Source organism: Pseudomonas sp. PDM22, from assembly GCF_014851965.1.
Lineage (GTDB): Bacteria > Pseudomonadota > Gammaproteobacteria > Pseudomonadales > Pseudomonadaceae > Pseudomonas.
Genome location: NZ_JACVAR010000003.1, coordinates 453,001 through 479,311 on the forward strand (window position 1 = coordinate 453,001; position 26,311 = coordinate 479,311).

Consider the following 26,311-nt stretch of genomic DNA (forward strand, 5'->3'; position numbering starts at 1 on the left):
CGGCATCGCATCAAACCACCAGAGCTCAAGTCCTGGTGTCGGGGTAATCGAAACCGAAGTCATCCAGCTCGGTCTTTGTCACGACGCTGCGCAGGTCGATGGGCTCGATCCTCACGAGGCCGATCCGCAGGCCGAATGGCTTGAAGACGGCCTCCAGGGTCGCCAGCGTCGGGTTGCCATCGCCGTGTTCGAGGTGGTTGAGCGCACGCATGGATATCTTGCACATACGCGCAAAGGTCGCCTGCTTCAGCCCGGTAACCTCCAGCCGCAGCCGCTTCACCGCACCACCCAGATCGAGGCTGCCATCAGCCACCGCCGCACCGATGGAGCGAATCAACTGGTCACGCTCCTCCATCGTCAGCTTCTTCATAGCAGGCCCCACTCTTTCAATCGCGCATCGAGGTCGTTGAGCGGCAGGCTCTGCGAGCGGCGAACCTCGTCCGGCAGACCGGTCAGCAGGTCCGGCAGAGCTCGGAACCGCTCAGCAGCAAGGCGCAGCGCATCGAAGACTTCATCACCCGTGGCGCGGTCCGCGTGGGTGTGACAGGCCGCCCGCCAATCGGGGGCACCGCGTTCCTCATGCGCCCATTTGGTCACCCGGGTAACGCCCTCGGGGTCGAGCACCATCGGCGCCAGGTCGTAGATGGGCGCCAGGCGAAGCTGCCCGCCATCACGCAGGATCGCCATGTTGCGACCGTGGTTGTCGGAGTTGCCGAGCACCCGGTTCAGCAGATCGCGGGTGACATATTCGACGCGCAGGTCGAAGAGTTCCTCGGCCTGCCCTGCCTCACGCCAGAGCGCAAGCAGCCTGTGCAGTACATCCTCGTGGCGCATGAACGAGCCGGGCTCGGTATTGCCGCAGATCGAGTAGATCGATTCGACGGCGTGCCGCTCGATGCCCTGCGCCGTGATTTGCCGGTCAAAGCGGGGCATCCACAGGCTGGGGTTGTGCTCGCCGTCATCTTCGAGGGCCATGCCCTGCGTCGAGATCGTATTCATCCCCAGCGCGCTGATCGCCTTATAGAAGTGGAACTCGCTGCGGAGGATCTCCTTGTCGCGCTGGGTGGCCCTGTTTCTGGCGAACTTCACGAACCAGTGCTGGCGCACCCGGGCATCCGGGAGGATGGCATCGGCGTACATCCGCCCATCGTCAGCCTCCACCAGCAGCAGCTTGGGTGCCTCGCCGCCGGCACCGGTTGCACCTCCGATGGCCGCGCCCTGCTCGTAGGCATATTCGAGGAAGTCGCTATTGCGCTGCACGACTTCGCGCCGGTCGAAGCCCACCACCTTTCCTTCCTGCAGATAGGCGAGCGACTCCTTGATCCGCAGGTGGCCGACAGGCGACGGCGTGCAGCGCTGCAGAAGGTAAAGCTCCAGACTGATGTCATCCGGCTTGCCTGCGGCAAAGCGCTTCTTCAGCGAGCGGAAGGCCGCACCGGCGGGCATCACGTCATGGATGAACGCGGGGTAGCCGCGGCTGTAACCGACATTCAGGCCCAGGCGCTGGCAGATGCTGACCGACTGCTCGTAAGGGGAGTCCAGATCATCGATGTGGTTGACCACATAGTCGGTCAGATAGCCCGAGGTGCAGCGGGTTTCGCCGGGGTTCAGCGGGTCCTGGAAGGTCAGGGTGAAGGCATCCTGCCAGGAGCCGTTCACGTAGCACTGGAGGGTGAGTGTTTGCGGCATGGGCAAAGCGACCGGATTTGCACTTTGATGCAATTGAGCCTAGTCGTTTGGAGCTATAGTTGCAATATAGTGCAAAAAATCTGAAACAATAGACCATTAATTTGCATTTAAGTGCAAATTAATGAGGAGAAGGCGGGTAGTGATTGCACTTTGGTGCAAATGGCACTGCCTCCTTCATCCTCACATTCCGATCTCAACGCATGCGGGGGTGAAGATCCAACGAGGAGCCGGCATCCCTGCCGCAACTCCTCTGCTCAAGGTCTACCCCGGCCTGGCCATCCTTGGCCAGTCGCTCGCCGGGCGACGCATGCGTCGCAAAGACTCCGGCTCACCCGCACTTGGAATGCCCACAGTTCAGGCAGGTCGCACAGCCGTCCATCTGCACCACCGCCATGGTGTTGCACTTGCCACACAGCTGCGCGCCGGCGGGGAAGCCTTCGCCGGGTTCGGCCTTGTTGGTGCCCTGGGCGGCTTCGTAGGCGGCGCGCTTCTCGGCGAGGTACAGGCGCTGCTCTTCGTCCAGCTGCGGGCCTTCCATCAGGCCGATGGCGACCAGGTGGCGCTCTACCACGGCGCCGATCTCGGCGACGATCGACGGCATATAGATGCCGCCACGCTTCAGGTAGCCGCCGCGCGGGTCGAACACCGCCTTCATTTCTTCCACCAGGAAGGTGCAGTCACCGCCCTTGCGGAATACCGCGGACATGATCCGGGTGAGCGCGACGATCCACTGGAAGTGGTCCATGTTCTTCGAGTTGATGAAGATCTCGAAGGGCCGGCGCTGCTCGTACGGGGTGTCCGGGTTGAGCACCACGTCGTTGATGGTCACGTACAGCGCATGCTCGAACAGCGGCGACTTGATCTTGTAGGTCGCACCGACCAGCAGCTCCGGTCGCTGCAGGGTTTCATCCATCTTCACCACGGCGGCCGCCGCGGCGGCTTCCACGCGGGCCTTTTCCTCGGCCACGTCCACCACCTGGAAGCCTTTGATCTTCTGGTTGATCTTGACGCTCATAGCATTCTCCAGGGGTATCAGTACTTGCCGTAATAGCCTTCTTTCAGGGCATCGAAGAGGTTGGCGGCGGTGTGTATCTCGCCGTCGTATTCCACTTCCTCGTTGCCCTTGAGTTCCACCACGCTGCCATCTTCCAGCTCGAAGCGGTACAGGGTCTTCTCCAGGTCCGACTCCTTCACCAGCACACCCTGGAAGGCCGCCGGGTTGAAGCGGAAGGTGGTGCAGCCCTTCAGGCCCTGGCGCCAGGCATAGAGGTAGATGTCCTTGAAGTCCTCGAACGGGTAGTCGGTGGGGACGTTGGCGGTCTTGGAGATCGACGAGTCGATCCACTTCTGCGCGGCGGCCTGGATGTCCACGTGCTGCTGCGGGGTGATGTCGTCGGCGGTGATGAAGTAGTCCGGCAGACGGTGCTTCTCTTCCTCGGCTCCCGGCACCGCGTGGTTATCCACCTGGTCACGGTAGGCCAGCAGCTCGTAGCTGAAGACCGAGATCTTCTCCTTGGTCTTGCGCCCGGCGCGGATCAGGTTGCGCGAATAGTGGTGGGCGAAGCTCGGCTCGATGCCGTTGGAGGCGTTGTTGGCCAGGCTCAGGCTGATGGTGCCTGTCGGCGCGATGGAGCTGTGGTGGGTGAAGCGCGCACCGTGCTCGGCCAGCTCCTCGATCAGCTGCGGCGCATGCTCGGCAACGCGCTGCATGTAGCGCGAGTACTTGGCGTGCAGCACGCGGCCCGCCACCTTGTCGCCGACCTTGAGGCCATCGGCCTTCATCTCCGGGCGCTTGCGCAGCATCTCGGCGGTGACGTCGTATTCCTTCACCAGGGCCGGCGCCGGACCTTTCTCGCGGGACAGCTCCAGGGCCACTTCCCAGCCGACCAGGGCCATCTCGCGCGCCACTTCCTCGGTGAACACGCAGGCTTCCGGGCTGCCGTAGCGCAGCTTGAGCAGGGTCAGCGCCGAGCCCAGGCCGAGGAAGCCCATGCCGTGGCGACGCTTGCCGAGAATTTCCGCGCGCTGCTGCTCCAGCGGCAGGCCGTTGATCTCCACCACGTTATCGAGCATGCGGGTGAACACCCGGACCACTTCGCGGTAGCGTTCCCAGTCGAAGCGCGCATTGTCGCCGAAGGCATCGACCACGAAGGTGGTCAGGTTCACCGAGCCCAGCAGGCACGAGCCGTAGGGCGGCAGCGGCTGCTCGCCGCAGGGGTTGGTGGCACGGATCGCCTCGCACCACCAGTTGTTGTTCATCTCGTTGACCCGGTCGATGAGGATGAAGCCGGGCTCGGCGTAGTCGTAGGTGGACACCATGATCATGTCCCACAGGTGCCGCGCCTTGACCCGGCCATAGACCTTGCAGGCCACGCGGCCATCGTCCCCCACCAGGTACTCATCGTGCAGCGGCCAGTCGCGCCAGACCACTTCCTCGGCGTTCTTCAGGTCGACTTCGTCACGCTCCTTCTGGTGGATCGGGAACACCAGCGGCCAGTCCTCGTCGTCCTCCACGGCGTTCATGAAGCCGTCGGTGATCAGCAGGCTGAGGTTGAACTGGCGCAGGCGGCCGTCTTCGCGCTTGGCGCGGATGAACTCGCGCACGTCCGGATGGCTGACGTCGAAGGTGCCCATCTGCGCGCCGCGCCGCCCCCCGGCGGAGCTGACGGTGAAGCACATCTTGTCGTAGATATCCATGAACGACAGCGGCCCGCTGGTGTGCGCGCCGGCGCCGGAGACGTAGGCGCCACGCGGGCGCAGGGTGCTGAACTCGTAGCCGATGCCGCAGCCGGCCTTGAGCGTCAGCCCGGCCTCGTGGACCTTCTCCAGGATGTCGTCCATGGAGTCGCGGATGATCCCGGAGACGGTGCAGTTGATGGTCGAGGTGGCTGGCTTGTGCCCTTGGGCGCCGGCGTTGGAAATGATCCGCCCGGCCGGGATGGCGCCGTTGCGCAGGGCCCAGAGGAAGCGCTCGTACCAGTGCTCGCGCAGCGCCTTGTTGGCCTCGACGTTGGCCAGGGCGCGGGCAACGCGCTGCCAGGTCTCGTCGACGCTGCCGTCGATGGGGTCACCGCTCTTGTGCTTCAGGCGGTACTTGCTGTCCCAGATATCCTGCGAGGCAGGCTGCAGGGCGAGAACTCCTGGGTTGGCGCCGCGTTGGCGCGCATCGGTCTTGGCCATCCGGGAAATAACCTCCTGTCGGTTGGGTGGCAGGCGCAAATGGAGCGCGAGTAGACCCCATATGTAGGCATAGATTCCTGATCACCATCAACATCTTGTGTCAGGCAACCCCAACTAGACACCATAGACAATTGAGCGGCGAACGCCGTCAAAGCTGCGAAAAGCCGACGATTGGCGGGGAATCAGGGGAGGAAAGTGCAGGAAATTTCAGGCAGGGGCAGTGCGACGATCGGGCGCGGATATGGCGTTGCGCCTCGGCCGATTCCGGGGATGAATTGCAGGAGCGCGCCATGCGCGCGATCGCGGGCATGGCCCGCCTTTACAGGTGGAAGCCCGGAGTCGCGGATTACTCAGCAACGTAGGGCGCATAAAGCGGAACGCTTTATCCGCCATCCGAGGCCCAACGGCGGATAACGCCCGAGGCGTTATCCGCCCTACGAGCGAGGAAGCTTGGGTAGAGGGCCGACTCAGAGCTTCTCCAGACACCCCGCGAACTCGTCCGCCAGGTTGCCCAGCAGGTTTTCGTAGCCCTGGGCATCCACCTTGACGCCCACGCCCAGGTCATCCAGCTCGGCCAGGCGCACCGGCAGGCCCTGGCTCAGGGTGTCGGCCAGGCGCGGGCGGATCGGCGGTTCGCTGAAGATGCAGGACGGGCCGGCCTTCTGCAGCTGCGCACGCATCATGGCCACGTGGCGGGCGCCCGGCTGCACGTCGGCGGATACCGCGAAGACGCCGGCATGGCGCAGACCATAGGCTTCTTCGAAGTAGTCGAAGGCCTCGTGGAAGACGAAGAACGGCTTGCCCTTGAGCGGATCGATGCGCTGTTTCAGGCGCGCGTCGAGGGTTTCCATGCGCTCGTCGAAGGCCTTCAGGTTGGCCTGGTAGCGGCTGGCGTTGGCCGGGTCGGCGATGGCCAGGTCCTCGGCCATGCGCGCGGCGATCACCTGGGCGTTGGCCGGTAGCAGCCAGAGATGCGCGTCGATCATGCCGGGGCGGTGATCATGATCGTGGCCCAGATCATCGTGAGCATCGTCATGGTCCGGGTGATTGGACCCGCTGAAATCGGCGAACTTGCGCAGGTGCATGCCGGCCTGGTCCTGCACGGCCACGCTCGGGCCCTTGCGGCTTTCCAGCACCTTGGGCAGGAAGTTCTCCAGGTCCTGGCCGACCCAGTAGAACAGCTGTGCGTCACGCACGCGGCGGATGTCCGACGGGCGCAGCGAGTAGCTGTGCGGCGAGGCGCCCGGCGGCAGCAGCACGTCCGGCGTGCCCTCGCCGTCCTGGATGGCGGCGGCGATCAGTTGCAGCGGCTTGATGCTGGTCAGCACGCTGACCTCGGCACGTACGGGGAGGCTGAGCAGCAGCGCGCAGGCGGCGATCAGCAGGGCGACGGGACGGAAGGACACGGCGGTACTCACACAGGGGAGACATGAAAGAGTAATATAATAACGTCTCTGAACCCGAGCGTCGCCGCGCATGTACAAGATTGCCCCCAAGACTCCCCTCGCCTGCCGTCCGCACGACCACGCCAACTGCGTGGCCAGCGCCCTGGCCGACGCCGATGCGCTGTGCGCGCGTCAGGGCGTACGCCTGACCGAGCTGCGCCGGCGCGTGCTGGAGCTGGTCTGGGCAAGCCACAAGCCGCTGGGCGCCTACGACATCCTCGCCGTGCTGAGCGAGGAAGACGGCCGCAAGGCAGCGCCGCCGACGGTCTACCGCGCCCTCGACTTCCTCCTGGAAAACGGCCTGGTGCACCGCATCGCCTCGCTCAACGCCTTCATCGGCTGCGCCCACCCCGAACATGCCCATGAAGGCCAGTTCCTGATCTGCCGCGCCTGCCACACCGCCATCGAGCTGGAACAGCCGGCCATCAGCGAGGCCATCGTCGCCGGCGCCAAGGGCGTCGGCTTCGCCGTGGAAAGCCAGACCGTCGAGATCGTCGGCCTCTGCGGCGCCTGCGCTCCCGGTCAGCGGGAGGCGTGATGAGCGACGCCCTGATCCGCCTGCAAGGCGTCGGCGTCAGTTACGCCGGCCAGGCGGTGCTGCAGAACGTCGACCTGACCATCGCCCCCGGCGAGATCGTCACCCTGATCGGCCCCAACGGCGCCGGCAAGACAACCCTGGTGCGCAGCGTGCTCGGCCTGCTCAAGCCCGATACCGGCAGCGTCTGGCGCCAGCCGAAGCTGTCCATCGGCTACATGCCGCAGAAGCTCCATGTCGATCCGACCCTGCCGCTGACCGTGTTCCGTTTCCTGCGCCTGGTCCCCGGCGTGCAGCGCTCCCACGCGCTCGACGCGCTGAAGGAAGTCGGCGCCGCCCACGTCATCGACAAACCGCTGCAGAGCGTCTCCGGCGGCGAGCTGCAGCGCGTGCTGCTGGCCCGCGCCCTGCTGCGAAAGCCGGAACTGCTGGTGCTCGACGAGCCCGTGCAGGGCGTCGACGTCGCAGGGCAAGCCGAGCTGTACCGCCTGATCGGCCGCCTGCGCGACCGCCTCGGTTGCGGCGTACTGATGGTCTCCCACGACCTGCACCTGGTGATGAGCGCCACCGACAAGGTGGTCTGCCTGAATCGCCATGTCTGCTGCTCCGGGCACCCGGAACAGGTCAGCGGCGACCCGGCCTTCGTCGAGCTGTTCGGCCAGGACGCCCGCAGCCTGGCGGTCTATCACCACCACCACGACCATTCCCACGACCTGCACGGCGAGGTGGTGAAACCCGCCTTCCCGGCCGGCACCCGCTTCACTCCGGTCCACCAGCACGGCCCCGACTGCAACCATGGCTGATTTCCTGCTCAACGCCCTCCTCGCCGGGCTGGCTCTGGCGGTGGTCGCCGGGCCCCTGGGTTCGTTCGTCGTCTGGCGACGCATGGCCTATTTCGGCGACACCCTGTCCCACGCCGCCCTGCTCGGCGTGGCCTTGGGCTTCCTGCTGGACGTCAGCCCGACGCTGGCGGTGACCGTCGGCTGCGTGCTGCTTGCCGTCCTGCTGGTCACCCTGCAGCAGCGCCAGCCGCTGGCCGCCGACACCCTGCTCGGCATCCTCGCCCACAGCACGCTGTCACTGGGCCTGGTGACGCTGAGCTTCATGAAGGAAGTGCGCGTCGACCTGATGGCCTACCTGTTCGGCGACCTGCTTGCCGTCAGCCAGACCGACCTCCTGTGGATAGTCGCCGGCAGCGCCCTGGTGCTGGGGCTGATCTGCTGGCTGTGGCGGCCGCTGCTGGCGATCACCGTGCACGAGGAACTGGCGCGGGTCGAAGGCCTGCCGGTCACCGCCATCCGTCTCGCGCTGATGCTGCTGATCGCCATCGTCATCGCCGTAGCCATGAAGATCGTCGGCGTGCTGCTGATCACCTCCCTGCTGATCATCCCCGCCGCCGCCGCCCAGCGGCATGCGCGCAGCCCTGAGCAAATGGCCTTCGGTGCCAGTCTGATCGGCCTGGTGGCGGTATGTGCCGGGCTCTCGCTGTCCTGGTTCAAGGACACCCCTGCCGGCCCCTCCATCGTGGTCAGCGCGGCAGCCCTGTTCCTGCTGAGTTTTGTCCTGCCGCGCCGGACGGTGTAGAATTTGGCGATTTTTTGATCAAAAGAGACCCTGACGCATGAAGTCGTTCGTCATCCGCCTGTTCGCGCTGATGGCCATGGCACTGGCCCTCGCGGCCTGCCAGAGCACCGCGAGCAATCCGCCCAGCAGCAGTGGCTTCGAGACCGAACTGGCCGCCGGCCGTCTGGAATCCGCGCAGCTCGCGCTGGGTTCCGAACAGGAAGACGCCACCCAGCTCGCCGAGCGCCGCAAGCGCCTGGCCGACGCGTACCTTGAGCGCAGCCGCGAAGCGCTGGCCAAGGGCGATGTCAATGGCGCCACCACCGCCCTGACCCGCGCCCGCTCGCTGATGCCCCGCGCCCCTGGCGTCGCCGCCGACGTGAGCGGCCTGCAGAAGCCCGCCGTTCCGGTCGCCCCGGCCGTCCAGCCGAACTGCACACCCTGAGCCCCACGGGCGCCCGTTCGCGGCGCCCGTTATTTCCTTTTGTTCCGTGCTTAGCTGAACAAAGATTAATCAGCCATAAAAAAGCAGGTTAAAATGCGCGGTTTTGGCTGACCGCCTACGCTCGTTTCCTACGCCTGTTCATCCGACGACCCCGGCAGCGAGCGGCGCCTCCCCGTACCCACAAGGTTCGCTAAGTGATCGAATTCCACGACGTCCACAAGACCTATCGCGTCGCCGGACGCGATATCCCGGCCCTGCAGCCGACCCGCCTGTCCATCGAGGGCGGCCAGGTGTTCGGCCTGATCGGCCATTCCGGCGCCGGTAAAAGTACCCTGCTGCGCCTGATCAACCGCCTGGAAGAGCCCAGCGGCGGACGCATCGTCATCGACGGCGAAGACATCACCGCCCTGGACGCCGACGGCCTGCGCCGCTTCCGCCAGCGCGTCGGGATGATCTTCCAGCACTTCAACCTGCTGGCCTCCAAGACCGTCGCCGACAACATCGCCATGCCGATGAAGCTCGCCGGCACCTTCAGCACCGCCGAGATCACCGCGCGGGTAGATGAACTGCTCGATCGCGTCGGCCTCAAGGACCACGCGCGCAAGTATCCGGCGCAGCTCTCCGGCGGCCAGAAGCAGCGCGTCGGCATTGCCCGCGCGCTGGCCTGCCGGCCGACCATCCTGCTCTGCGACGAGGCCACCAGCGCCCTCGACCCGCAGACCACCGGCCAGGTCCTGCAGTTGCTGGCGGAAATCAACCGCGAGCTGAAGCTGACCATCGTCCTGATCACCCACGAGATGGACGTGATCCGCCGCGTCTGCGACCAGGTCGCGGTGATGGATGCCGGGCGCATTGTCGAACAGGGCGAGGTCGCCGACGTGTTCCTCCATCCGCAGCACGAGACCACCCGCCGCTTCGTCTTCGAGGCCGAGCGCGTCGATGAGGACGAGCAGCACGACGATTTCGCCCACGTACCGGGGCGCATCCTGCGCCTGACCTTCCGTGGCGAGGCGACCTACGCGCCGCTGCTGGGCACCGTCGCGCGCCAGACCGGCGTCGACTACAGCATCCTTGCCGGGCGCATCGACCGCATCAAGGACCAGCCCTACGGCCAGCTCACCCTGTCCCTGGTGGGCGGTGACATCGAGGCCGCCCTGGCGCAGCTCAACGCGGCCGAAGTCCATGTGGAGGTGCTGCGCGCATGAGCGATTTCTTTGTAAATATTGATTGGTCGGAAATCCTCCAGGCCAGCCTCGACACCTTCTGGATGCTCGGCGGCTCGCTGCTGTTCACCGTCATCCTCGGCCTGCCCCTGGGCGTGCTGCTGTTCCTCACCGGGCCCAAGCAGATGTTCGCCAACCGCGGCATCTACGGCGTGCTGGCGTTCATCGTCAACGTGCTGCGCTCGCTGCCGTTCATCATCCTGCTGATCGTGCTGATCCCGCTCACGGTGATCCTGGTCGGCACCTCGCTGGGCGTCGCCGGGGCCATCCCGCCGCTGGTGGTAGGTGCCACGCCGTTCTTCGCGCGCCTGGTGGAAACCGCCCTGCGCGAGGTGGACAAGGGCATCATCGAAGCCACCCAGGCCATGGGCGCCAGCACCCGCCAGATCATCTGGAACGCCCTGCTGCCCGAGGCCCGCCCGGGCATCATTGCCGCCATCACCGTCACCGCCATCACCCTGGTGTCCTACACCGCGATGGCCGGCGTGGTCGGCGCTGGCGGCCTCGGCGACCTGGCGATCCGCTACGGCTACCAACGCTTCCAGGACGACGTGATGCTGCTCACCGTGGTGATGCTGGTGGTCCTCGTCCAGATCCTGCAGACCGTCGGCGACAAGCTGGTGGTCCACTACTCGCGCAAATAACCACAAGGCCCGCCGGATGCGGGCCGACCAAGGAGCCAACCATGAAGAAACTGTTCGCCGCGTTCGCTGCCGCCGCAGTCATCGCCGCCCCGCTGGCCCAGGCCGCCGACAGCCTGACCGTCGCCGCCACCCCGGTGCCGCACGCCGAGATCCTCAACTTCGTCAAACCCATCCTGGCCAAGGAAGGGGTTGAGCTGAAGGTGAAGGAATTCACCGATTACGTGCAGCCCAACACCCAGGTCGCCGAGAAGCGCCTGGACGCCAACTTCTTCCAGCACCAGCCGTACCTGGATGAGTTCAACAAGACCAAGGGCACCAGCCTGATCGCCGTCACCGGCGTGCACATCGAGCCGCTGGGCGCCTACTCCACCAAGTTCAAGAAGCTCGAAGAGCTGCCCTCCGGCGCCACCGTGGTGATCCCCAACGACGCCACCAACGGCGGCCGCGCGCTGCTGCTGCTGGACAAGGCCGGCGTGATCAAGCTGAAGGACAACAAGTCCATCACCGCCACCCCGAAAGACATCGTCGAGAACCCCAAGAACATCAAGGTGCGTGAGCTGGAAGCGGCCACCCTGCCGCGCGTGCTGACCCAGGTCGACCTCGCCCTGATCAACACCAACTACGCCCTGGAAGCCAAGCTGAACCCCACCAAGGACGCGCTGGCCATCGAAGGCGCCGACTCGCCCTACGTGAACATCCTGGTTGCCCGCCCGGACAACAAGGACAGCGCCGCCATGCAGAAGCTGGCCGCCGCCCTGCACAGCCCCGAGGTGAAGCAGTTCATCCTCGAGAAGTACAAGGGTGCCGTGGTGCCGGCGTTCTGATCGCCGCGTAGCTGACGCGCTGAAAAAAGCCCGGTCATTCGACCGGGCTTTTTCGTTTCAGCGCCTCGCAAAGCCGCGCGCCAGGTCCATTGATCAAATAATCACCAGCCTTCGCTGCATATTTTCAATGCCGCAAAGGCATCGGTTTTTCATGGAATCGCGCAAAGCCCCGGATGGCGTGGCCTGCAGCGACTCGCCCAAAACACATAGCACTGAAAGTTATTTAAATAAGAGAAACAATCACTTCAAGAGCTAAGACGCTCCGCCAATCATGCAGGTCCGTTCCAGGCGCGACTTAGAGCCGCGCAGACCAGCAAGGAGATCGTTCATGGCTCAACCCCAGCATGCCCTCGCGCCGGATGCGTTCCTGCGCCACGTGCCCGGCGGCGACCTGGTCGATCTCGGCCGCCCGCTGCGCCATGCGCTGGAACTGGGCCGCCACGTGCCGGCGAAAGCCCGCGCGCTGAGCCGCCGCGAAGCCGTACTGCTCGGTCTGTTTGCCCTGACACTGCACGGTGCGGTGGTCTACTGGCTGAGCCAGCAGCCCACCCCGCAACTGCCGGAGGTGCCGCCGCAGGTGCCGCCGATGACCATCGAATTCACCGCGCCAACGCCGCCGGTGGTCGAGCCGCCGCCGCCCGAGCCGATTCCCGAGCCGGTCGTGCAGGAGCCGCCGCCCCCGGTGGTGGATGAGAACGCGGTGAAACCGCCGCCGCCCAAGCCGATCCCCAAACCCAAGCCGAAGCCGGTGGCCATGCCCAAGCCCGTGCCCAAGCCGGTCGAGCAACCCACGCCGCCCAAGGCCGAAACCCCGCCGCCGCAACCGGCTCCGCCCGCCCCGGCAGCACCGGCGCCAGCCCCGCTGACGCCGCCCTCGGCCAGCGCCGGCTACCTGAAGAACCCGGCGCCGGAATACCCGCCCCTGGCCCAGCGCCGTGGCTGGGAAGGCACCGTGCTGCTACGTGTGCACGTCCTCGCCAGCGGTAGCCCGAGCGAGATCCAGGTGCAGAAGAGCAGCGGCCGCGACGCCCTGGACGATGCCGCGGTGCGCGCGGTGAAACGCTGGAGCTTCGTCCCCGCCAAGCGCGGCGACGTGGCCCAGGACGGCTGGGTCAGCGTACCCATCGATTTCAAATTGCATTGATTCAACTTGCCCAGATCAGCCGCACGAGAAACGCGGAAGGAGAACACCCATGAGTCTGCCCCTGAACCCCCTGGAATCCGTCGAAGGCGCAGTCATCTGGCTGCTGGTCGGCTTCTCCGTCGTCACCTGGGCGCTGGCCCTGGTGAAAGGCGTCCAGTTCACCCGCCAGAAGTCCCAGGACAAGCGCTTCCAGAAGCAGTTCTGGAGCGCCACCAGCCTCGAATCGGCCGGTGACCAGGCCGCCGGCAAGCCCGGCGCCGGGGCACGTGTCGCCCAGGCCGGTTTCGCCGCCATTCAGGTGCAGGACAACGGCCAGCCGGATCTGGCCCAGTCGATCAACCACCAGGACCGCCTCGAACGCGCCCTGCGCCAGCAGATCCAGCGTGAGCGCCGCTCCCTGGAATCGGGCCTGGCGGTACTTGCCTCGATCGGTTCCACCTCGCCCTTCATCGGCCTGTTCGGCACCGTGTGGGGCATCATGGAAGCACTCAAGGGCATCAGCGCGGCGGGCTCCGCCAGCCTGGAAACCGTCGCCGGCCCCATCGGCAGCGCGCTGATCGCCACCGGTGTGGGTATCGCCGTCGCCGTGCCGGCGGTGCTGGTCTACAACTACTTCCTCCGTCGCCTGAAGCTCACCGCGGCCGACCTCGACGACTTCGCCCACGACTTCTACAGCCTCGCGCAGAAGAGCGCCTTCCGTGTCGTCACCCTGCCCACCGCCGCGCGCAAACCGGCTGCCGGCGCCAGCGTGAAGGAGGCGAGCTGACATGGCCTTCTCGACCCAGGACAGCGACGAAGTTCTCTCCGAGATCAACGTGACCCCGCTGGTGGACGTGATGCTGGTGCTGCTGGTGGTGTTCATCGTCACCGCGCCGCTGCTGACCAACGCCATCCCGATCAACCTGCCCAAGACCGAGGCGGTCGCCCCGCCGGAGCAGAAGGACCCGCTGGTGGTGAGCATCGACGGCGCCGGCAAGTGGTTCATCAACAAGGACGAGATCCAGCCGGAGTTGCTGCAGAGCAACCTGGCCGCGGCCAAGGCCAAGGACGCCGAAGTCCGGGTGCAGCTGCAGGCCGACGAGACGGTGAACTACGGCCAGGTAGCCAAGGCCATGGCCTCCATCGAGAAGGCGGGGATTACCAAACTGGCGGTGATCACCGCGCGCTGAGGCACCTGTAAGACACCTGAAACAGAGCGGGTGTAGAAAGGGACCTCCACAACGTACCGAGCTTCAAGGCCGCTCTCCCAATACTCAGGCAGGGGTGAGCGGCCTTTTTTTATCCGCGCGTTTCGCGCCGATGACGGTTGCTCACGTAGGGCGCATAACCCGGAACGGGTTATCCGCCACCTGCCCGACGGAGGATAACGCTGGCGCGTTATGCGCCCTACCAGAGCGCCAGTGGCTGCTGCGCCTGCCAAACCACCCGCCGTTCGTCGTCATCCCCACCCTGGCAATAAACCTATGCCTTTCAGGCCCTTCCGTGGCCGCCGCTGTTCCACTAAGTTGATGACAGTCTGGAGACCTGAGGGGTACCGCATGACATCGTCTCCCGCTTCGGAAGGCCCGTTCTATCCGCCGACACTGGGGGTGCCGGAACGCTTCACACCCGCACAGCTGCGCGCCTCGCTCGACATCACCATGAGCGAACACGGCGCCGGCCCGGTGTGGCTGTTCGCCTACGGCTCGCTGATCTGGCGCCCGGAATTCCCGGTGGCCGAGGCACGCCGCGCGCGGGTGCATGGCTACCATCGCGGGCTCTACCTGTGGTCCCTCACCCACCGCGGCACCCCGGAAGCGCCGGGCCTGGTGCTCGGCCTGGACCGTGGCGGCTCCTGCGCCGGCTTCGCCTTCCGCCTGCCCGACGACAACCTCGACGCCAACCTCTACGCGCTGTGGGAACGGGAGATGCCCTACGCCTCCTACCGCCCGGAATGGCTGAACTGCCGCCTCGACGACGGCAGCCGCGTGCGTGCCCTGGGCTTCGTCCTCGAGCGCCACCTGCCCAGCTACGCCGGCTCCCTGCCCGACAACATCGTCCAGCATGTGCTCGACAGCGCCCAGGGCCACTTCGGCACCACCCGCGACTACGTCGAGCAGACTGCCAAGGCCCTGCGCGAATACGCCATGCCCGACCTCAACCTGGAAGGCATCCTGGCGCGCTGCTGTCCGCTGCGCCGGGCGCAGGACTGAGGTCTTATTGCTATTCGTTAGATAGAAATACTGCATAAGCAAAGAATTTCTTATTCCTTAACGAATATTAAAACCCTCCCTAGAATGCCTTCTCATGACGATTCGAGAGGGCCGCTCCATGCGCAATGAACGCATTCGCTACCTGATCGTGCCGGGCTGGCACGGTTCCGATGACGCCCATTGGCAGAGCCACTGGCAGCGCGCCCTGCCGAATGCCGCGCGGGTGCAGCAGCAGGACTGGATCACCCCGCGGCACAACGACTGGGTCGCCGAGCTGGACCGTGAAATCCGCCGCGAACCGGGCCGCGTGGTGCTCATTGCCCACAGCCTGGGCTGCGTCACCGTCGCCTCCTGGGCGGCCCGCGCCGACCGCCGCACCCTTGCCCAGGTCGAGGGCGCCTTGCTGGTGGCCCCAGCTGACGTGGAGCGGGAAACCTGCCACGAGGCCCTGCGCAATTTCGCCCCCATCGCCGCGCAGAACCTGCCCTTCCCCGCCGTGCTGGTGGGTTCGGACAACGATGCCGCCTGCAGCCCGCAGCGCGCGCTGATCCTTGGCCGCACCTGGGGCGCCGAGACGGTGATCCTGCCCTCCGCCGGGCACATCAACGTGAAATCCGGCCACGGCGCCTGGGAATCGGGCTACCGTCATCTGTATCGCCTGCAGTACCTGATCGACCAGCAATCGCGCCAGCGCGCCTGATCCGACGAAAGACGGCGCGCGGTGTGACGACCGCGCCTATCCCATCGCGGCGCGGATTCGGCTAGGGTGAGGCATAGCCCCACGCCGGAGACCGCCATGCCACCGTTGCACGACCTGTCCGCCGTCGAATTGCTGGCCCTGTACCGCTCGCACCAGCTATCCCCCGTCGAGTACCTGGAGCATCTGATCGCTCACATCGACCGCTGGGAGCCGCAACTCTGCGCGCTCTTCGCCTTCGATCCGCAGCGGGCGATGGAGCAGGCGCGGCGCTCCGAGGCGCGCTGGATCCGCTGCGCGCCCTGCGGCGAACTGGATGGCGTGCCGGTGACCATCAAGGAGCTGATCGCCACCCGTGGCGACCCGATTCCCCAGGGCAGCGCCGCCACCCTGCTGCAACCTTCAACCGGCGACGCACCGCCTGCCGCGCGGATGTTCGAGGCTGGCGCGATCCTGCTGGGCAAGACCACGGTACCGGACTTCGGCATGCTCTCCTCCGGGCTTTCCAGCTTCCACGAACTGGCGCGCAATCCCTGGGACCTGCGCATGAACCCCGGCGGCTCCAGCGCCGGCGCCGCCTCGGCGGCCGCCGCCGGCTACGGGCCGCTGCACATCGGCACCGACATCGGCGGCTCGGTCCGCCTGCCAGCGGGTTGGTGCGGCCTGGTCGGCTTCAAGCCGAGCTTCGGGCGCATTCCCATCGACCCGTACTACACCGGACGCTGCGCCGGGCCGATGACCCGCACGCTGGACGATGCGGCGCTGATGATGAAGCACCTCGCCCGCCCGGACTGGCGCGACGCCACGGCGCTGCCGCCGGCGGACCTGGACTGGCACATCGAGGAACTGGACGTGCAGGGCCTGCGCATCGGCCTGCAGCTCGATCCAGGTTGCGGCCTGCAACCGGATGCGGAAGTCCGAGCCGCCGTCGAGGCGGTCGCGCGGCGCTTCGCCAATGCGGGAGCGGAGATCGTCGAAGTGCAGCCGATCCTCGACCGCGAGCTGCTCGATGGGCTCGACAAGTTCTGGCGCGCACGCCTGTGGGCCGAGCTGGAGAACCTGCCCCGCGAGCGCCAGGCCAAGGTGCTGCCGTACATCTACCAGTGGGCCGAGGGCGGCGCCTCGGTCAGCGGCGCCGACGCGGTGCGCGGCTACAACCGCACTTTCGACATGCGTCGACGGGCCGCCGAGCAATTCCACGAGATAGACTTCCTGCTCTCGCCGACCAACCAGGTCGCCGCCTTCCCGGCCGAGTGGGCCTCGCCCACCAACGACCCGGCGCTGCCCTTCGAGCACATCGGCTTCACCGTGCCCTGGAACATGTCCGAGCAACCGGCGCTCTCAATCAACTGTGGCTTCACCAGCGCGGGCATGCCCATTGGCCTGCAGATCGTCGGCCCGCGCTTCGCCGACATCGAGGTACTGCGTCTGGGCAAGACCTACGAACACTGGCGCGGCCCCGTCAGCCGCTGGCCGCAGCCGCCGGGAGTCAACTAGGCTCAGGCACACCGCCGACCACAAGGAACCGATCGCGCGCCCATGCAGTACACCACCTACATCGCCCACTTCCTGGTCGTCATCCAGCTGTTGGGGATCATCGCCGCGGTCCACGCCGTGCTCAGCGTGCGCACCGCGCAGGGCGCCATCGCCTGGGCGACCTCACTGGTGTTCATGCCGCTGCTGACGCTGGTGCCCTACCTCGTCTTCGGCCGCAGCCGCTTCGACGCCTACATCGGTGCGCGCCGGCAGGCCAACGAGGAAATGCACGTCGCCGCCGCCGAACTGGACTGGCGTCCCTGGGTGGAAGAGGCCCTCGCCGCCCGCCAGTACCACGCCTACAAGGCGCTCAAGGCCATGGTCGGGCTGGCGCGCATGCCGACGCTGGCGAACAACAAGGTGCGCCTGCTGGTGAACGGCAAGGCATCCTTCGATGCGATGTTCGAGGCCATTTCCAGCGCGCAGAAAGTCATCCTCGTGCAGTTCTTCATCATCCGTGACGACGCCCTCGGCCAGCGCCTCGCGCAGCTGCTGCTGGAGCGTGCAGCCAACGGCGTGGATGTGTTCCTGCTGTATGACGGCATCGGCAGCCACGCGCTATCGCGTCGCTACATCGAGCGCCTGCGCCAGGGCGGCGTGCAGGTGCATGCCTTCAGCACCGGCAGCGGGATGATCAACCGCTTCCAGGTGAACTTCCGCAACCACCGCAAGATCGTGGTGGTCGACGGCGTGCGCGGTTTCGTCGGCGGGCACAACGTCGGCGTCGAATACCTGGGCGAGAAGCCGCCGCTGGCACCTTGGCGCGACACCCACATCGAACTGCACGGTCCGGCGGTGGCCTGCCTGCAGGAGTGCTTCGCCGAGGACTGGTTCTGGGCCACTCATGCGCTGCCGACGCTGATCCTGCCCGACGGTTACGACGACGCCGGGATGCTCTGCCAGGTGGTGCCCAGCGGCCCGGCGGACACCCAGGAAACCTGCTCGCTGTTCTTCGTCGAATCGATCAATGCGGCGGTGGAGCGGGTGTGGATCACCACGCCGTACTTCGTCCCGGACGAAGCCGTCGCCGCGGCCCTGCGCCTGGCGGTACTGCGCGGCGTGGACGTGCGCATCCTGTTGCCCTCGCGACCGGACCACAAGACGGTCTACGCCGCCTCCAGCCTGTACGCGCTGGACGCCGTGCGCGCCGGCGTGCGGGTGTTCCGCTACCAGCCGGGGTTCCTGCACCAGAAGGTGGTGCTGATCGACCACGACAGCGCCGCGGTGGGCAGTGCCAACCTGGACAACCGCTCCTTCCGCCTGAACTTCGAGATCATGGTGATCACCGTCGACGAAGGCTTCGCCCGCGACGTGGAGACCATGCTGGAAGAGGACTTCGCGCAGTCGGTTGAGATGACCCTGGACGACCGCAAGCGCGTGCACCGGCTGCAGCAGCTGGGAATGCGCGTGGCGCGGCTGGTATCGCCGATTCTCTGAAGATTCGGAGCGAGGCTGGCCCTCTCCCCCGCCCTCTCCCTGAAGGGAGAGGGAGCCGTCCTCTACATCGATACTTTTCGAAGTCAGCCGGAGGGCGCAGAGATATCCGCGTCTGCCGGACAGTCCCCTCTCCCTTCAGGGAGAGGGTTAGGGAGAGGGTGCTAACCCCGCGCGTCAGGACCAGCAGGTAAATATCATCCAAAAGAAAACGCCCGGTTCACTCGCGTGAACCGGGCGTTTCTTTCTCTAGCGCGAGGTCATCAGGCTGGCGCGGAGGAGCGGATCAGGTGGTCGAAGGCGGAGAGCGACGCCTTGGCGCCTTCGCCGACCGCGATCACGATCTGCTTGTACGGTACGGTGGTCACGTCACCGGCGGCGAAGATGCCCGGCAGCGAGGTTTCACCGCGAGCGTCGACGATGATCTCGCCACGCGGGGTCAGCTCGATGGTGCCCTTGAGCCATTCGCTGTTGGGCAGCAGGCCGATCTGCACGAAGATGCCTTCCAGGTCGACGGACTTGAACTCTTCCGAGTTGCGGTCCTTGTAGACCAGGCCGGTGACCTTCTGGCCATCGCCTTTCACTTCGCTGGTCAGCGCGCTGGTGATCACGTCAACGTTCGGCAGGCTGAACAGCTTGCGTTGCAGCACGGCATCGGCGCGCAGCTTGCTGTCGAACTCCAGCAGGGTCACGTGGGACACGATGCCGGCCAGGTCGATGGCCGCTTCGACGCCGGAGTTGCCGCCGCCGATCACCGCCACGCGCTTGCCCTTGAACAGCGGGCCGTCGCAGTGCGGGCAGAAGCACACGCCCTTGGCCTTGTATTCCTTCTCGCCCGGCACGCCCATTTCGCGCCAGCGGGCGCCGGTGGCCAGGATCAGCGACTTGGCCTTCAGGCTGCCGCCGCCCTCGAACTGCACTTCGTGCAGGCCGCCGGCAGTCTTCGCCGGAATCAGCGCGCTGGCGCGCTGCAGGTTCATGATGTCGACGTCGTAGTGCTTGACGTGTTCTTCCAGCTGACGAGCCAGTTTCGGGCCTTCGGTCTCGGTCACCGAGATGAAGTTCTCGATCGCCATGGTGTCCAGCACCTGGCCGCCGAAGCGCTCCGCCGCGACGCCGGTACGGATGCCTTTACGAGCGGCATAGATGGCCGCCGCAGCGCCAGCCGGGCCACCGCCGACGACCAGTACGTCGAACGCTTCCTTGGCCGACAGCTTCTCGGCTTCGCGGGCAGCGGCGCCGGTGTCGATCTTGGCGAGGATTTCTTCCACGCCCATGCGGCCCTGGCCGAACACTTCACCGTTGAGGTAGATGCTCGGGACAGCCATCACCTGGCGGCGCTCGACTTCTTCCTGGAACAGCGCGCCGTCGATGGCGACGTGGCGGATGTTCGGGTTGAGCACGGCCATCAGGTTCAGCGCCTGGACCACGTCCGGGCAGTTCTGGCAGGACAGCGAGAAGTAGGTTTCGAACACGAACGAACCCTGGATGCCCTTGATCTGCTCGATCACTTCGGCTTCGAGCTTGGACGGGTGGCCGCCGACCTGCAGCAGCGCCAGCACCAGGGAGGTGAATTCGTGACCCATGGGGATGCCGGCGAAAGCCAGGCCGATGTTCGCCCCGGGGCGGTTCAGCGAGAAGGACGGCTTGCGAGCGTCGCTGCCATCTTCACGCAGGGTGATCTTGTCGGTCAGGCCGACGATTTCGTGCAGCAGCTCGCTCATTTCGCGGGATTTGTCGCTGTCATCGAGGGACGCGACGATCTCGAACGGCTGCTGGACCTTTTCCAGGTAGGCCTTCAACTGGGTTTTAAGCGTGGCGTCCAACATGATTCAAATCCTCGGAATCTGAGCAAAAGGGTTCCCCGGCGGGCTTTTCAGCCCACCCTACGCACGCTTTTGGCTTGGGTAGGGAGGATGCCGGTAGGCATCCTCGGGGTGTTGCCAAACGGCTCGGGAAGCTTTCGTGGGCGGACGCCCGATGGTTGCGTGGCGGGAGCCGCCGCGCAACCGCTTCCCGATCGTTCTTAGATCTTGCCGACCAGGTCCAGGGACGGAGCCAGGGTCTTCTCGCCTTCTTTCCACTTGGCCGGGCAGACTTCACCCGGGTGAGCGGCGGTGTACTGGGCAGCTTTCAGCTTGCGCAGGGTTTCGCCGACGTCACGAGCGATCTCGTTGGAGTGGATTTCGACGGTCTTGATGATGCCTTCCGGGTTGATCACGAAGGTGCCGCGCAGCGCCAGGCCTTCTTCCGGGATGTGTACGCCGAAGGCGTTGGTCAGCTGGTGGGTCGGGTCGCCGATCAGCGGGAACTGGGCTTTGCCAACGGCCGGGGAAGTCTCGTGCCACACCTTGTGGGAGAAGTGGGTATCGGTGGTCACGATGTAGACCTCGGTACCTGCTTCACGGAAGGCGGCGTAGTTGTTGGCAGCGTCTTCGATCTCGGTCGGGCAGTTGAAGGTGAAAGCTGCCGGCATGAAGATCAGAACGGACCACTTGCCCTTCAGGGACTGCTCGGTGACTTCGATGAACTTGCCATTGTGGAAAGCGTTGACCTTGAACGGTTGAACGGCGGTGTTGATCAGATTCATTAGGCAATTCCTCGTAGAGAGTTGTCGTTTAATCGAGTGGTCGATCGGTTGAAATTCGACAGGGGCAAGATTATCGCCTGATGACAATGAATGCCCATTGATTTAGGGCATCACGAAAATTGAGTCTCTCTATGGAGAGAACTATAAAAGGAAGAAGTTTCCTATCAGGCGATTCGTAGCGTCCTACGCCCGGATTCGTGACGCAAAGCGTCTGGCCCGGCCGTTATCAGCGTTTACCCCATGCAATGGTCAACCCACCTTCGCCCGAAAGCGCCGCGAGGACAACGCCAGTCACGACGTACGGCGCTTCGAAGCTTTTCGAGCGAAGCGGTTTTCCTGCCCCACTGGTCAAGCCTGCCCGCGAGCCTATGCTTGTGCGTGAGAGCCCTTCGCCACGAGGCTCTCGACGTCTACGGACAGCCTTCGCGAAGCGGCGCTGCCGCACGCATGACGACGAGGACTCCCGATGATCCAGTTCCTGCTCGGCGACGAAACGGTCCAGGCCGACGGCTTCGCGCCCGAGACCAGCCTGCTCGACTACCTGCGCATCCACCGCGCGCGCACCGGCACCAAGGAGGGCTGCGCCTCGGGTGACTGCGGCGCCTGCACCGTGGTGCTCGCCGAGCCTGAAGGCGAAGCGCTGCGCTACCGTGCGGTGAACGCCTGCATCACGCTGCTGGGTGCGGTTCACGGCCGTCAGGTACTGACCGTGGAGCACCTTGGCGAGCCTGGCGCGCTGCACCCGGTACAACAGGCGATGGTGGACTGCCACGGCTCGCAGTGCGGCTTCTGCACGCCGGGCATCGTCATGTCGCTGTTCGCCTGGCGCCACTCGCCGCCGCCGCACGACCGCGAAACGGCACTGACCGCACTCTCCGGCAACCTGTGCCGCTGCACCGGCTACCGGCCGATCCTCGACGCCGCTGCGCAGATCGCCGGGCAGCCCTGCCACGACCGCTTCGCCCAGAACACCGCCCTCACCGTCGCCCGTCTTGAGGAGATATCCACAGCCGGCGCACTGCATGACGGCGAGGCGCGGGCCTGGTTGCCCGCCTCGCTGGATGAGCTGGATACCCTGCTGCAGCGTCACCCACAGGCACGACTGATCGCCGGCGGCACCGACCTGGCGCTGGAAGCCACGCAGAACCTGAAGACCTTCCCGGCGCTGATCCACCTCGACCGGGTGAGCGAACTGCAGCGCCTGGAAGTCCATCCTGGGCACCTGCTGATCGGCGCGGCGCGGACCTACGCCGACTGCCTCGAAGCGCTGCGGGAATTCCCCGGCGTCGCTCCCCTGCTGGAGCGCCTGGGCTCGCTGCAGATTCGCCAGCGCGGCACGCTGGGCGGCAATATCGCCAACGCCTCGCCCATCGGCGACATGCCGCCGGTGCTGCTGGCGCTGGATGCCCGGCTGCGCCTGCGCAAGGCGGGAGCCGTGCGCGAGGTCGCCATCGAAAGCTTCTTCACCGGCTACCGGCAGACACTCCTGCAACCCGGCGAGTACATCGAAGCGCTGCTGATTCCGCGCCTGCGCGGCAACCAGCGGTTCCGCGTCGACAAGATTTCCAAACGCCGTGACGACGATATTTCCGCCGTCTGCCTGGCCCTGCGCCTGGACTTCGACGATGCCGGCATCGTCACTGACGCGCGCCTTGCCTGCGGCGGCATGGCGGCTACCCCCTTGCGCGGCGCAAGGACCGAAGCGGCCCTGCGCGGCAGGCCCTTCGACGCCGACGCCGTGGCCGCCGCACAAGCGGCGATCCCGCAGGATTTCCAGCCCATCGACGACCTGCGCGCCAGCGCCGCCTATCGGCTGAAGGTGGCACAGAACCTGTTGCAGCGCGCACTACTGGAATGGACCCAAAGCCCTGCGGAGGTGCGCCATGCGTAGCCTGCCACCGCTGGCCAGCAACGGCGTCGCGGTCGCCATCCACAGCGCGGGCAAGCCCCGCGAGCACGACAGCGCCACGCTGCACGTGAGCGGCGCCGCGCGCTATGTGGACGACCTGAAGGAGCCGCGCGACCTGCTGCACGCCGCCGTCGCCCTGACTGAAATCGCCTGCGGTGCCGTACTCTCCCTTGACCTCGACGCCGTGCGCAACGCGCCCGGCGTGGTGGCCGTGCTGACCCTGGACGACGTACCCGGCCACACCGACATCGGCCCAGTGTTCCCCGGCGACCCGCTGCTGGCGGGCGAGCGGGTGAAATACCACGGCCAGGCGCTCTTCGCCGTTGCCGCGCAAAGCCTGCTCCAGGCACGCCGCGCGGTGCGTCTGGCGAAAGTCGAATACGCGAAGGAAGACCCGCTGATCGACCCGCTGCGGGCCAAGGCCGAGGAACGCTTCGTGCGACCGCCGCACCACATGCGCCGGGGCGACGCGCAGGCAGCGCTGGAGAGCGCTCCTCAGGTGCTGGAAGCCCGCCAGTTCATCGGCGGCCAGGAGCATTTCTACCTCGAAGGCCAGGCCTCGCTCGCTCTGCCCGGCGACGACGGCAGCATGCTGGTGCACACCTCCAGCCAGCACCCGAGCGAAGTGCAGAAACTGGTGGCCGAAGTGCTGGCCATCCCGCTGGCCAAGGTCACCGTGGAAGTGCGGCGCATGGGCGGTGGCTTCGGCGGCAAGGAAACCCAGGCCGCGCCCTTCGCCTGCCTCGCCGCGCTGCTGGCGAACAAGACCGGCCGTGCGGTCAAGCTGCGCCTGCCGCGCGCCGAGGACATGCGCCTGACCGGCAAGCGCCATCCCTTCCACAACCGCTACCGCATCGGCTTCGACGACGGCGGCCGGCTGCTCGCCGCGCAACTCGACCTGGTGGGCGACTGCGGGCATTCGCCGGACCTCTCCGACGCCATCGTCGACCGCGCGATGTTCCACGCCGACAACGCCTACTTCATCCCCGACGTCGCCATCTCCGGCTACCGCAGTTTCACCAACATCGTCTCGCACACAGCCTTCCGCGGCTTCGGCGGGCCGCAGGGGATGATGATCATCGAGCGCGCCATGGACGACATCGCCCGCGCGGTGGGCAAGGACCCGCTGGAGGTGCGCAAGCTCAACCTTTACGGCGGAATGGGCAGGGAGCTGACGCCCTACCACCAGAAGGTCGAGCACAACCTGCTGGGCGAACTGATCGCGCGGCTGGAACAGAGCAGCGACTACGCCGCGCGGCGCTCGGCGATCCACGGGTTCAATGCACGGAGCCCGGTACTGAAAAAGGGCCTGGCGCTGACGCCAGTGAAGTTCGGTATTTCCTTCACCGCGCAGCACCTCAACCAGGCGGGCGCGCTGGTCCACCTCTACACCGACGGCAGCATCCAGCTGAACCATGGTGGCACCGAGATGGGCCAGGGCCTGAACACCAAGGTCGCGCAGATCGTCGCCGAGGAATTCCAGGTGCCGCTGGAGCGCGTGGTGATCACCGCCACGCGCACCGACAAGGTGCCCAACACCTCGCCCACCGCCGCCTCCAGCGGCACCGACCTGAACGGCATGGCCGCCCGCGATGCCGCCCGCACGCTGAAGAAGCGCCTGATCGACTTCCTCGCCGAACGCGATGGGGTCAAGCCGCAGGAGATACGTTTCGAGCACGGCGGAGTGACCGTCGGGGCGCAGCACCTGGGCTTCACCGAGGTCATCCAGGCGGCCTACTTCGCGCGCATCCAGCTCTCCGCCACCGGTTTCTACCGCACGCCAAAGATCTTCTACGACCGCGAGAAGGGCCAGGGCCACCCGTTCTTCTACTTCGCCTATGGCGCGGCGGTATCGGAGGTGGAAGTGGACACGCTGACCGGCGAGTACCGTGTGCCTCGGGTGGACATCCTCCACGACGTCGGCCGCAGCGTGAACCCGGCCATCGACATCGGCCAGATCGAGGGTGGCTTCGTCCAGGGCATGGGCTGGCTGACCACTGAGGAGCTGCGTTGGGACGACACCGGCAAGCTGCTCACCGTGGGGCCGGCGACCTACAAGATCCCGGCCGTGAGCGACGCTCCGGAAGACTTCCGTGTGGCACTGTTCGAGCGTCCCAACGAGGAAGACAGCGTGTACCTGTCCAAGGCCGTGGGTGAGCCACCGTTCATGCTGGCGATCTCGGTGTGGTCGGCCCTGCGCGACGCCATCGCCAGCCTCGCGGATTACCGCCTGAGCCCCGACCTGGATACGCCGGCGACGCCGGAGCGGGTACTCTGGGCCTGTGAGGCGATGCGCCAGGAGAACCCAGCATGACCCGCCACTGGATGGAAGCCATCGCCCGCCTGCGCGACAGCGCCGAGCCCTACGTGCTGATCACCGTGATCGGCGTGCAGGGCTCCACGCCCCGCGAGTCCGGCAGCAAGATGCTGGTCACTGCCGGGGAAGCCTTCGACACCATCGGTGGCGGCCATCTGGAGTTCGCCGCCATCGAGCACGCGCGCCAGCTGCTGCTGGCCGGCAAGAACAGCCAGGCGCTGGAGCACTTCCCCCTCGGCGCGCGGCTGGGCCAATGCTGCGGCGGGCGCGCCAGCCTGCTGTTCGAATGCTTTGCCGCGCGCGGACCGCAGGTGGTGCTGTTCGGCGCCGGCCACGTGGGCCGTGCGCTGGCGCCGCTGCTGGCGGGGCTGCCGCTGCGCCTGGAGTGGGTGGACAGCCGGGCGGCGGAGTTTCCACAGACCGTTCCCGAGGGCGTGCGCATGCGCCTGCTGGAGGAGCCGGAAGATGCCGTGCATGAAGCGCCGCCGAGCAGCTACTTCCTGGTCATGACCCACAACCACCCGCTGGACTACGCCATCGCCGAGGCGGTGCTCAAGCGCGGCGACGCGGGCTTCCTCGGCATGATCGGCTCGCGCACCAAGGCCCGGCGCTTCCAGATGAGGCTGGAACAGCATGGTTATCCACAGGAGGTGATCGCGCAGATGCATTGCCCCATCGGTCTCTCCGAAGTCCCCGGCAAGCGCCCGCTGGAAGTGGCCATCTCGGTGGCCGCCCAGGTCATCGCCCGCTATCACCAGGACGCCCCCGCCCGGCAGATGCGCGAAGGCGTGGAGTGGGCCGCGCTCTGCAGCGAAGGTTCGTGCAGCGATCTGCCGGAAAACGCAAAAACCTGACCAACGGGACAACAGTTTTTCCCGCCTCCGCCGATACATTCAACGACCCCGTCTCTTCGCCCGCCACTGGCGGGCGTTTCGTTGTGCGTT

The 26,311-nt window shown here is 66.2% G+C and carries 24 protein-coding genes; 17 read left to right on the forward strand and 7 right to left on the reverse strand.

Features of this window, described 5'->3' with window-relative positions; genetic code table 11:
* Window positions 1-25 precede the first annotated feature (25 nt).
* The 5 genes from IB255_RS13025 to znuA all read right to left on the reverse strand — a co-directional run bounded on the left by IB255_RS13025 (window position 26) and on the right by znuA (window position 6,275).
* A complete protein-coding gene (locus IB255_RS13025) occupies window positions 26-370 on the reverse strand; it encodes a helix-turn-helix transcriptional regulator (protein WP_225594823.1) in 345 nt (114 codons plus the stop codon).
* The gene (locus IB255_RS13030; protein ID WP_192210458.1) at window positions 367-1,689 is read right to left on the reverse strand and encodes a HipA domain-containing protein; all 1,323 of its coding nucleotides are present in this window, start codon (window positions 1,687-1,689) and stop codon (window positions 367-369) included. The genes IB255_RS13025 and IB255_RS13030 overlap by 4 nt, the downstream gene beginning before the upstream one ends.
* Before the next feature lie 328 nt (window positions 1,690-2,017).
* On the reverse strand, window positions 2,018-2,704 hold the full coding sequence (locus IB255_RS13035) for an NrdJb (protein ID WP_017521239.1): 687 nt from the start codon (window positions 2,702-2,704) through the stop codon (window positions 2,018-2,020).
* Between the two features lie 17 nt (window positions 2,705-2,721).
* Window positions 2,722-4,869 (reverse strand): adenosylcobalamin-dependent ribonucleoside-diphosphate reductase, encoded by a 2,148-nt coding sequence (locus IB255_RS13040; protein WP_192210459.1) that lies wholly within the window; start codon window positions 4,867-4,869, stop codon window positions 2,722-2,724.
* Window positions 4,870-5,336: 467 nt separating this feature from the next.
* Window positions 5,337-6,275, reverse strand: coding sequence for a zinc ABC transporter substrate-binding protein ZnuA (gene znuA, locus IB255_RS13045; protein ID WP_192210460.1), 939 nt, complete (start codon window positions 6,273-6,275; stop codon window positions 5,337-5,339).
* 70 nt (window positions 6,276-6,345) lie between these two features.
* Between znuA and zur the strand changes: the two genes are divergently transcribed.
* The 14 genes from zur (at window position 6,346) to cls (ending at window position 18,554) form a co-directional block, all read left to right on the forward strand.
* The gene (zur, locus tag IB255_RS13050) at window positions 6,346-6,852 is read left to right on the forward strand and encodes a zinc uptake transcriptional repressor Zur (protein WP_015474971.1); all 507 of its coding nucleotides are present in this window, start codon (window positions 6,346-6,348) and stop codon (window positions 6,850-6,852) included.
* A complete protein-coding gene (znuC, locus tag IB255_RS13055; protein WP_081518832.1) occupies window positions 6,852-7,652 on the forward strand; it encodes a zinc ABC transporter ATP-binding protein ZnuC in 801 nt (266 codons plus the stop codon). The genes zur and znuC overlap by 1 nt, the downstream gene beginning before the upstream one ends.
* Window positions 7,645-8,433, forward strand: a complete 789-nt coding sequence (gene znuB, locus IB255_RS13060; RefSeq protein ID WP_017521234.1) for a zinc ABC transporter permease subunit ZnuB — start codon at window positions 7,645-7,647, stop codon at window positions 8,431-8,433. Before znuC ends, znuB begins: the two co-directional genes overlap by 8 nt.
* A 37-nt stretch (window positions 8,434-8,470) precedes the next feature.
* On the forward strand, window positions 8,471-8,857 hold the full coding sequence (locus tag IB255_RS13065) for a hypothetical protein (RefSeq protein ID WP_081518833.1): 387 nt from the start codon (window positions 8,471-8,473) through the stop codon (window positions 8,855-8,857).
* A 194-nt stretch (window positions 8,858-9,051) separates the two neighbouring features.
* On the forward strand, window positions 9,052-10,062 hold the full coding sequence (locus IB255_RS13070; protein ID WP_081518834.1) for a methionine ABC transporter ATP-binding protein: 1,011 nt from the start codon (window positions 9,052-9,054) through the stop codon (window positions 10,060-10,062).
* The gene (locus tag IB255_RS13075; protein WP_024766991.1) at window positions 10,059-10,724 is read left to right on the forward strand and encodes a methionine ABC transporter permease; all 666 of its coding nucleotides are present in this window, start codon (window positions 10,059-10,061) and stop codon (window positions 10,722-10,724) included. The genes IB255_RS13070 and IB255_RS13075 overlap by 4 nt, the downstream gene beginning before the upstream one ends.
* Before the next feature lie 41 nt (window positions 10,725-10,765).
* On the forward strand, window positions 10,766-11,548 hold the full coding sequence (locus IB255_RS13080) for a MetQ/NlpA family ABC transporter substrate-binding protein (RefSeq protein ID WP_024766992.1): 783 nt from the start codon (window positions 10,766-10,768) through the stop codon (window positions 11,546-11,548).
* A gap of 328 nt (window positions 11,549-11,876) precedes the next feature.
* Window positions 11,877-12,692: an energy transducer TonB gene (locus tag IB255_RS13085; RefSeq protein WP_192210461.1), complete on the forward strand. Its 816-nt coding sequence runs from the start codon at window positions 11,877-11,879 to the stop codon at window positions 12,690-12,692.
* Window positions 12,693-12,741: 49 nt separating this feature from the next.
* Window positions 12,742-13,458, forward strand: coding sequence for a MotA/TolQ/ExbB proton channel family protein (locus IB255_RS13090; RefSeq protein ID WP_081518836.1), 717 nt, complete (start codon window positions 12,742-12,744; stop codon window positions 13,456-13,458).
* Between the two features lies 1 nt (window position 13,459).
* Window positions 13,460-13,861 carry an ExbD/TolR family protein gene (locus IB255_RS13095; RefSeq protein WP_081518837.1) on the forward strand — a complete coding sequence of 134 codons (402 nt, stop codon included), beginning with the start codon at window positions 13,460-13,462 and terminating at the stop codon, window positions 13,859-13,861.
* Between the two features lie 369 nt (window positions 13,862-14,230).
* Entirely contained in the window at window positions 14,231-14,884 is a 654-nt protein-coding gene (locus IB255_RS13100; RefSeq protein ID WP_081518838.1) for a gamma-glutamylcyclotransferase, read from the forward strand.
* 118 nt (window positions 14,885-15,002) lie between these two features.
* Entirely contained in the window at window positions 15,003-15,584 is a 582-nt protein-coding gene (locus IB255_RS13105) for an alpha/beta hydrolase (RefSeq protein ID WP_081518839.1), read from the forward strand.
* 96 nt (window positions 15,585-15,680) lie between these two features.
* Complete coding sequence (locus IB255_RS13110) at window positions 15,681-17,078, forward strand: amidase (RefSeq protein ID WP_081518840.1); 1,398 nt, start codon at window positions 15,681-15,683, stop codon at window positions 17,076-17,078.
* A 42-nt stretch (window positions 17,079-17,120) separates the two neighbouring features.
* On the forward strand, window positions 17,121-18,554 hold the full coding sequence (cls, locus tag IB255_RS13115; RefSeq protein WP_081518841.1) for a cardiolipin synthase: 1,434 nt from the start codon (window positions 17,121-17,123) through the stop codon (window positions 18,552-18,554).
* A gap of 260 nt (window positions 18,555-18,814) precedes the next feature.
* Here cls and ahpF read toward each other — a convergent pair whose 3' ends face one another.
* Both ahpF and ahpC read right to left on the reverse strand, forming a co-directional pair.
* Entirely contained in the window at window positions 18,815-20,380 is a 1,566-nt protein-coding gene (ahpF, locus tag IB255_RS13120; RefSeq protein ID WP_081518842.1) for an alkyl hydroperoxide reductase subunit F, read from the reverse strand.
* A 197-nt stretch (window positions 20,381-20,577) separates the two neighbouring features.
* Complete coding sequence (ahpC, locus tag IB255_RS13125; RefSeq protein ID WP_081518843.1) at window positions 20,578-21,141, reverse strand: alkyl hydroperoxide reductase subunit C; 564 nt, start codon at window positions 21,139-21,141, stop codon at window positions 20,578-20,580.
* A 466-nt stretch (window positions 21,142-21,607) separates the two neighbouring features.
* Here ahpC and xdhA point away from each other — a divergent pair, with 466 nt between their 5' ends.
* From xdhA to xdhC, 3 genes are read left to right on the forward strand one after another with little or no spacing between them, the layout of a single operon-like run.
* Entirely contained in the window at window positions 21,608-23,032 is a 1,425-nt protein-coding gene (gene xdhA / locus IB255_RS13130; protein ID WP_081518844.1) for a xanthine dehydrogenase small subunit, read from the forward strand.
* On the forward strand, window positions 23,025-25,364 hold the full coding sequence (gene xdhB, locus IB255_RS13135; protein WP_081518845.1) for a xanthine dehydrogenase molybdopterin binding subunit: 2,340 nt from the start codon (window positions 23,025-23,027) through the stop codon (window positions 25,362-25,364). The genes xdhA and xdhB overlap by 8 nt, the downstream gene beginning before the upstream one ends.
* Window positions 25,361-26,221: a xanthine dehydrogenase accessory protein XdhC gene (gene xdhC, locus IB255_RS13140; RefSeq protein WP_081518846.1), complete on the forward strand. Its 861-nt coding sequence runs from the start codon at window positions 25,361-25,363 to the stop codon at window positions 26,219-26,221. Before xdhB ends, xdhC begins: the two co-directional genes overlap by 4 nt.
* The last annotated feature ends 90 nt before the right edge of the window (window positions 26,222-26,311 follow it).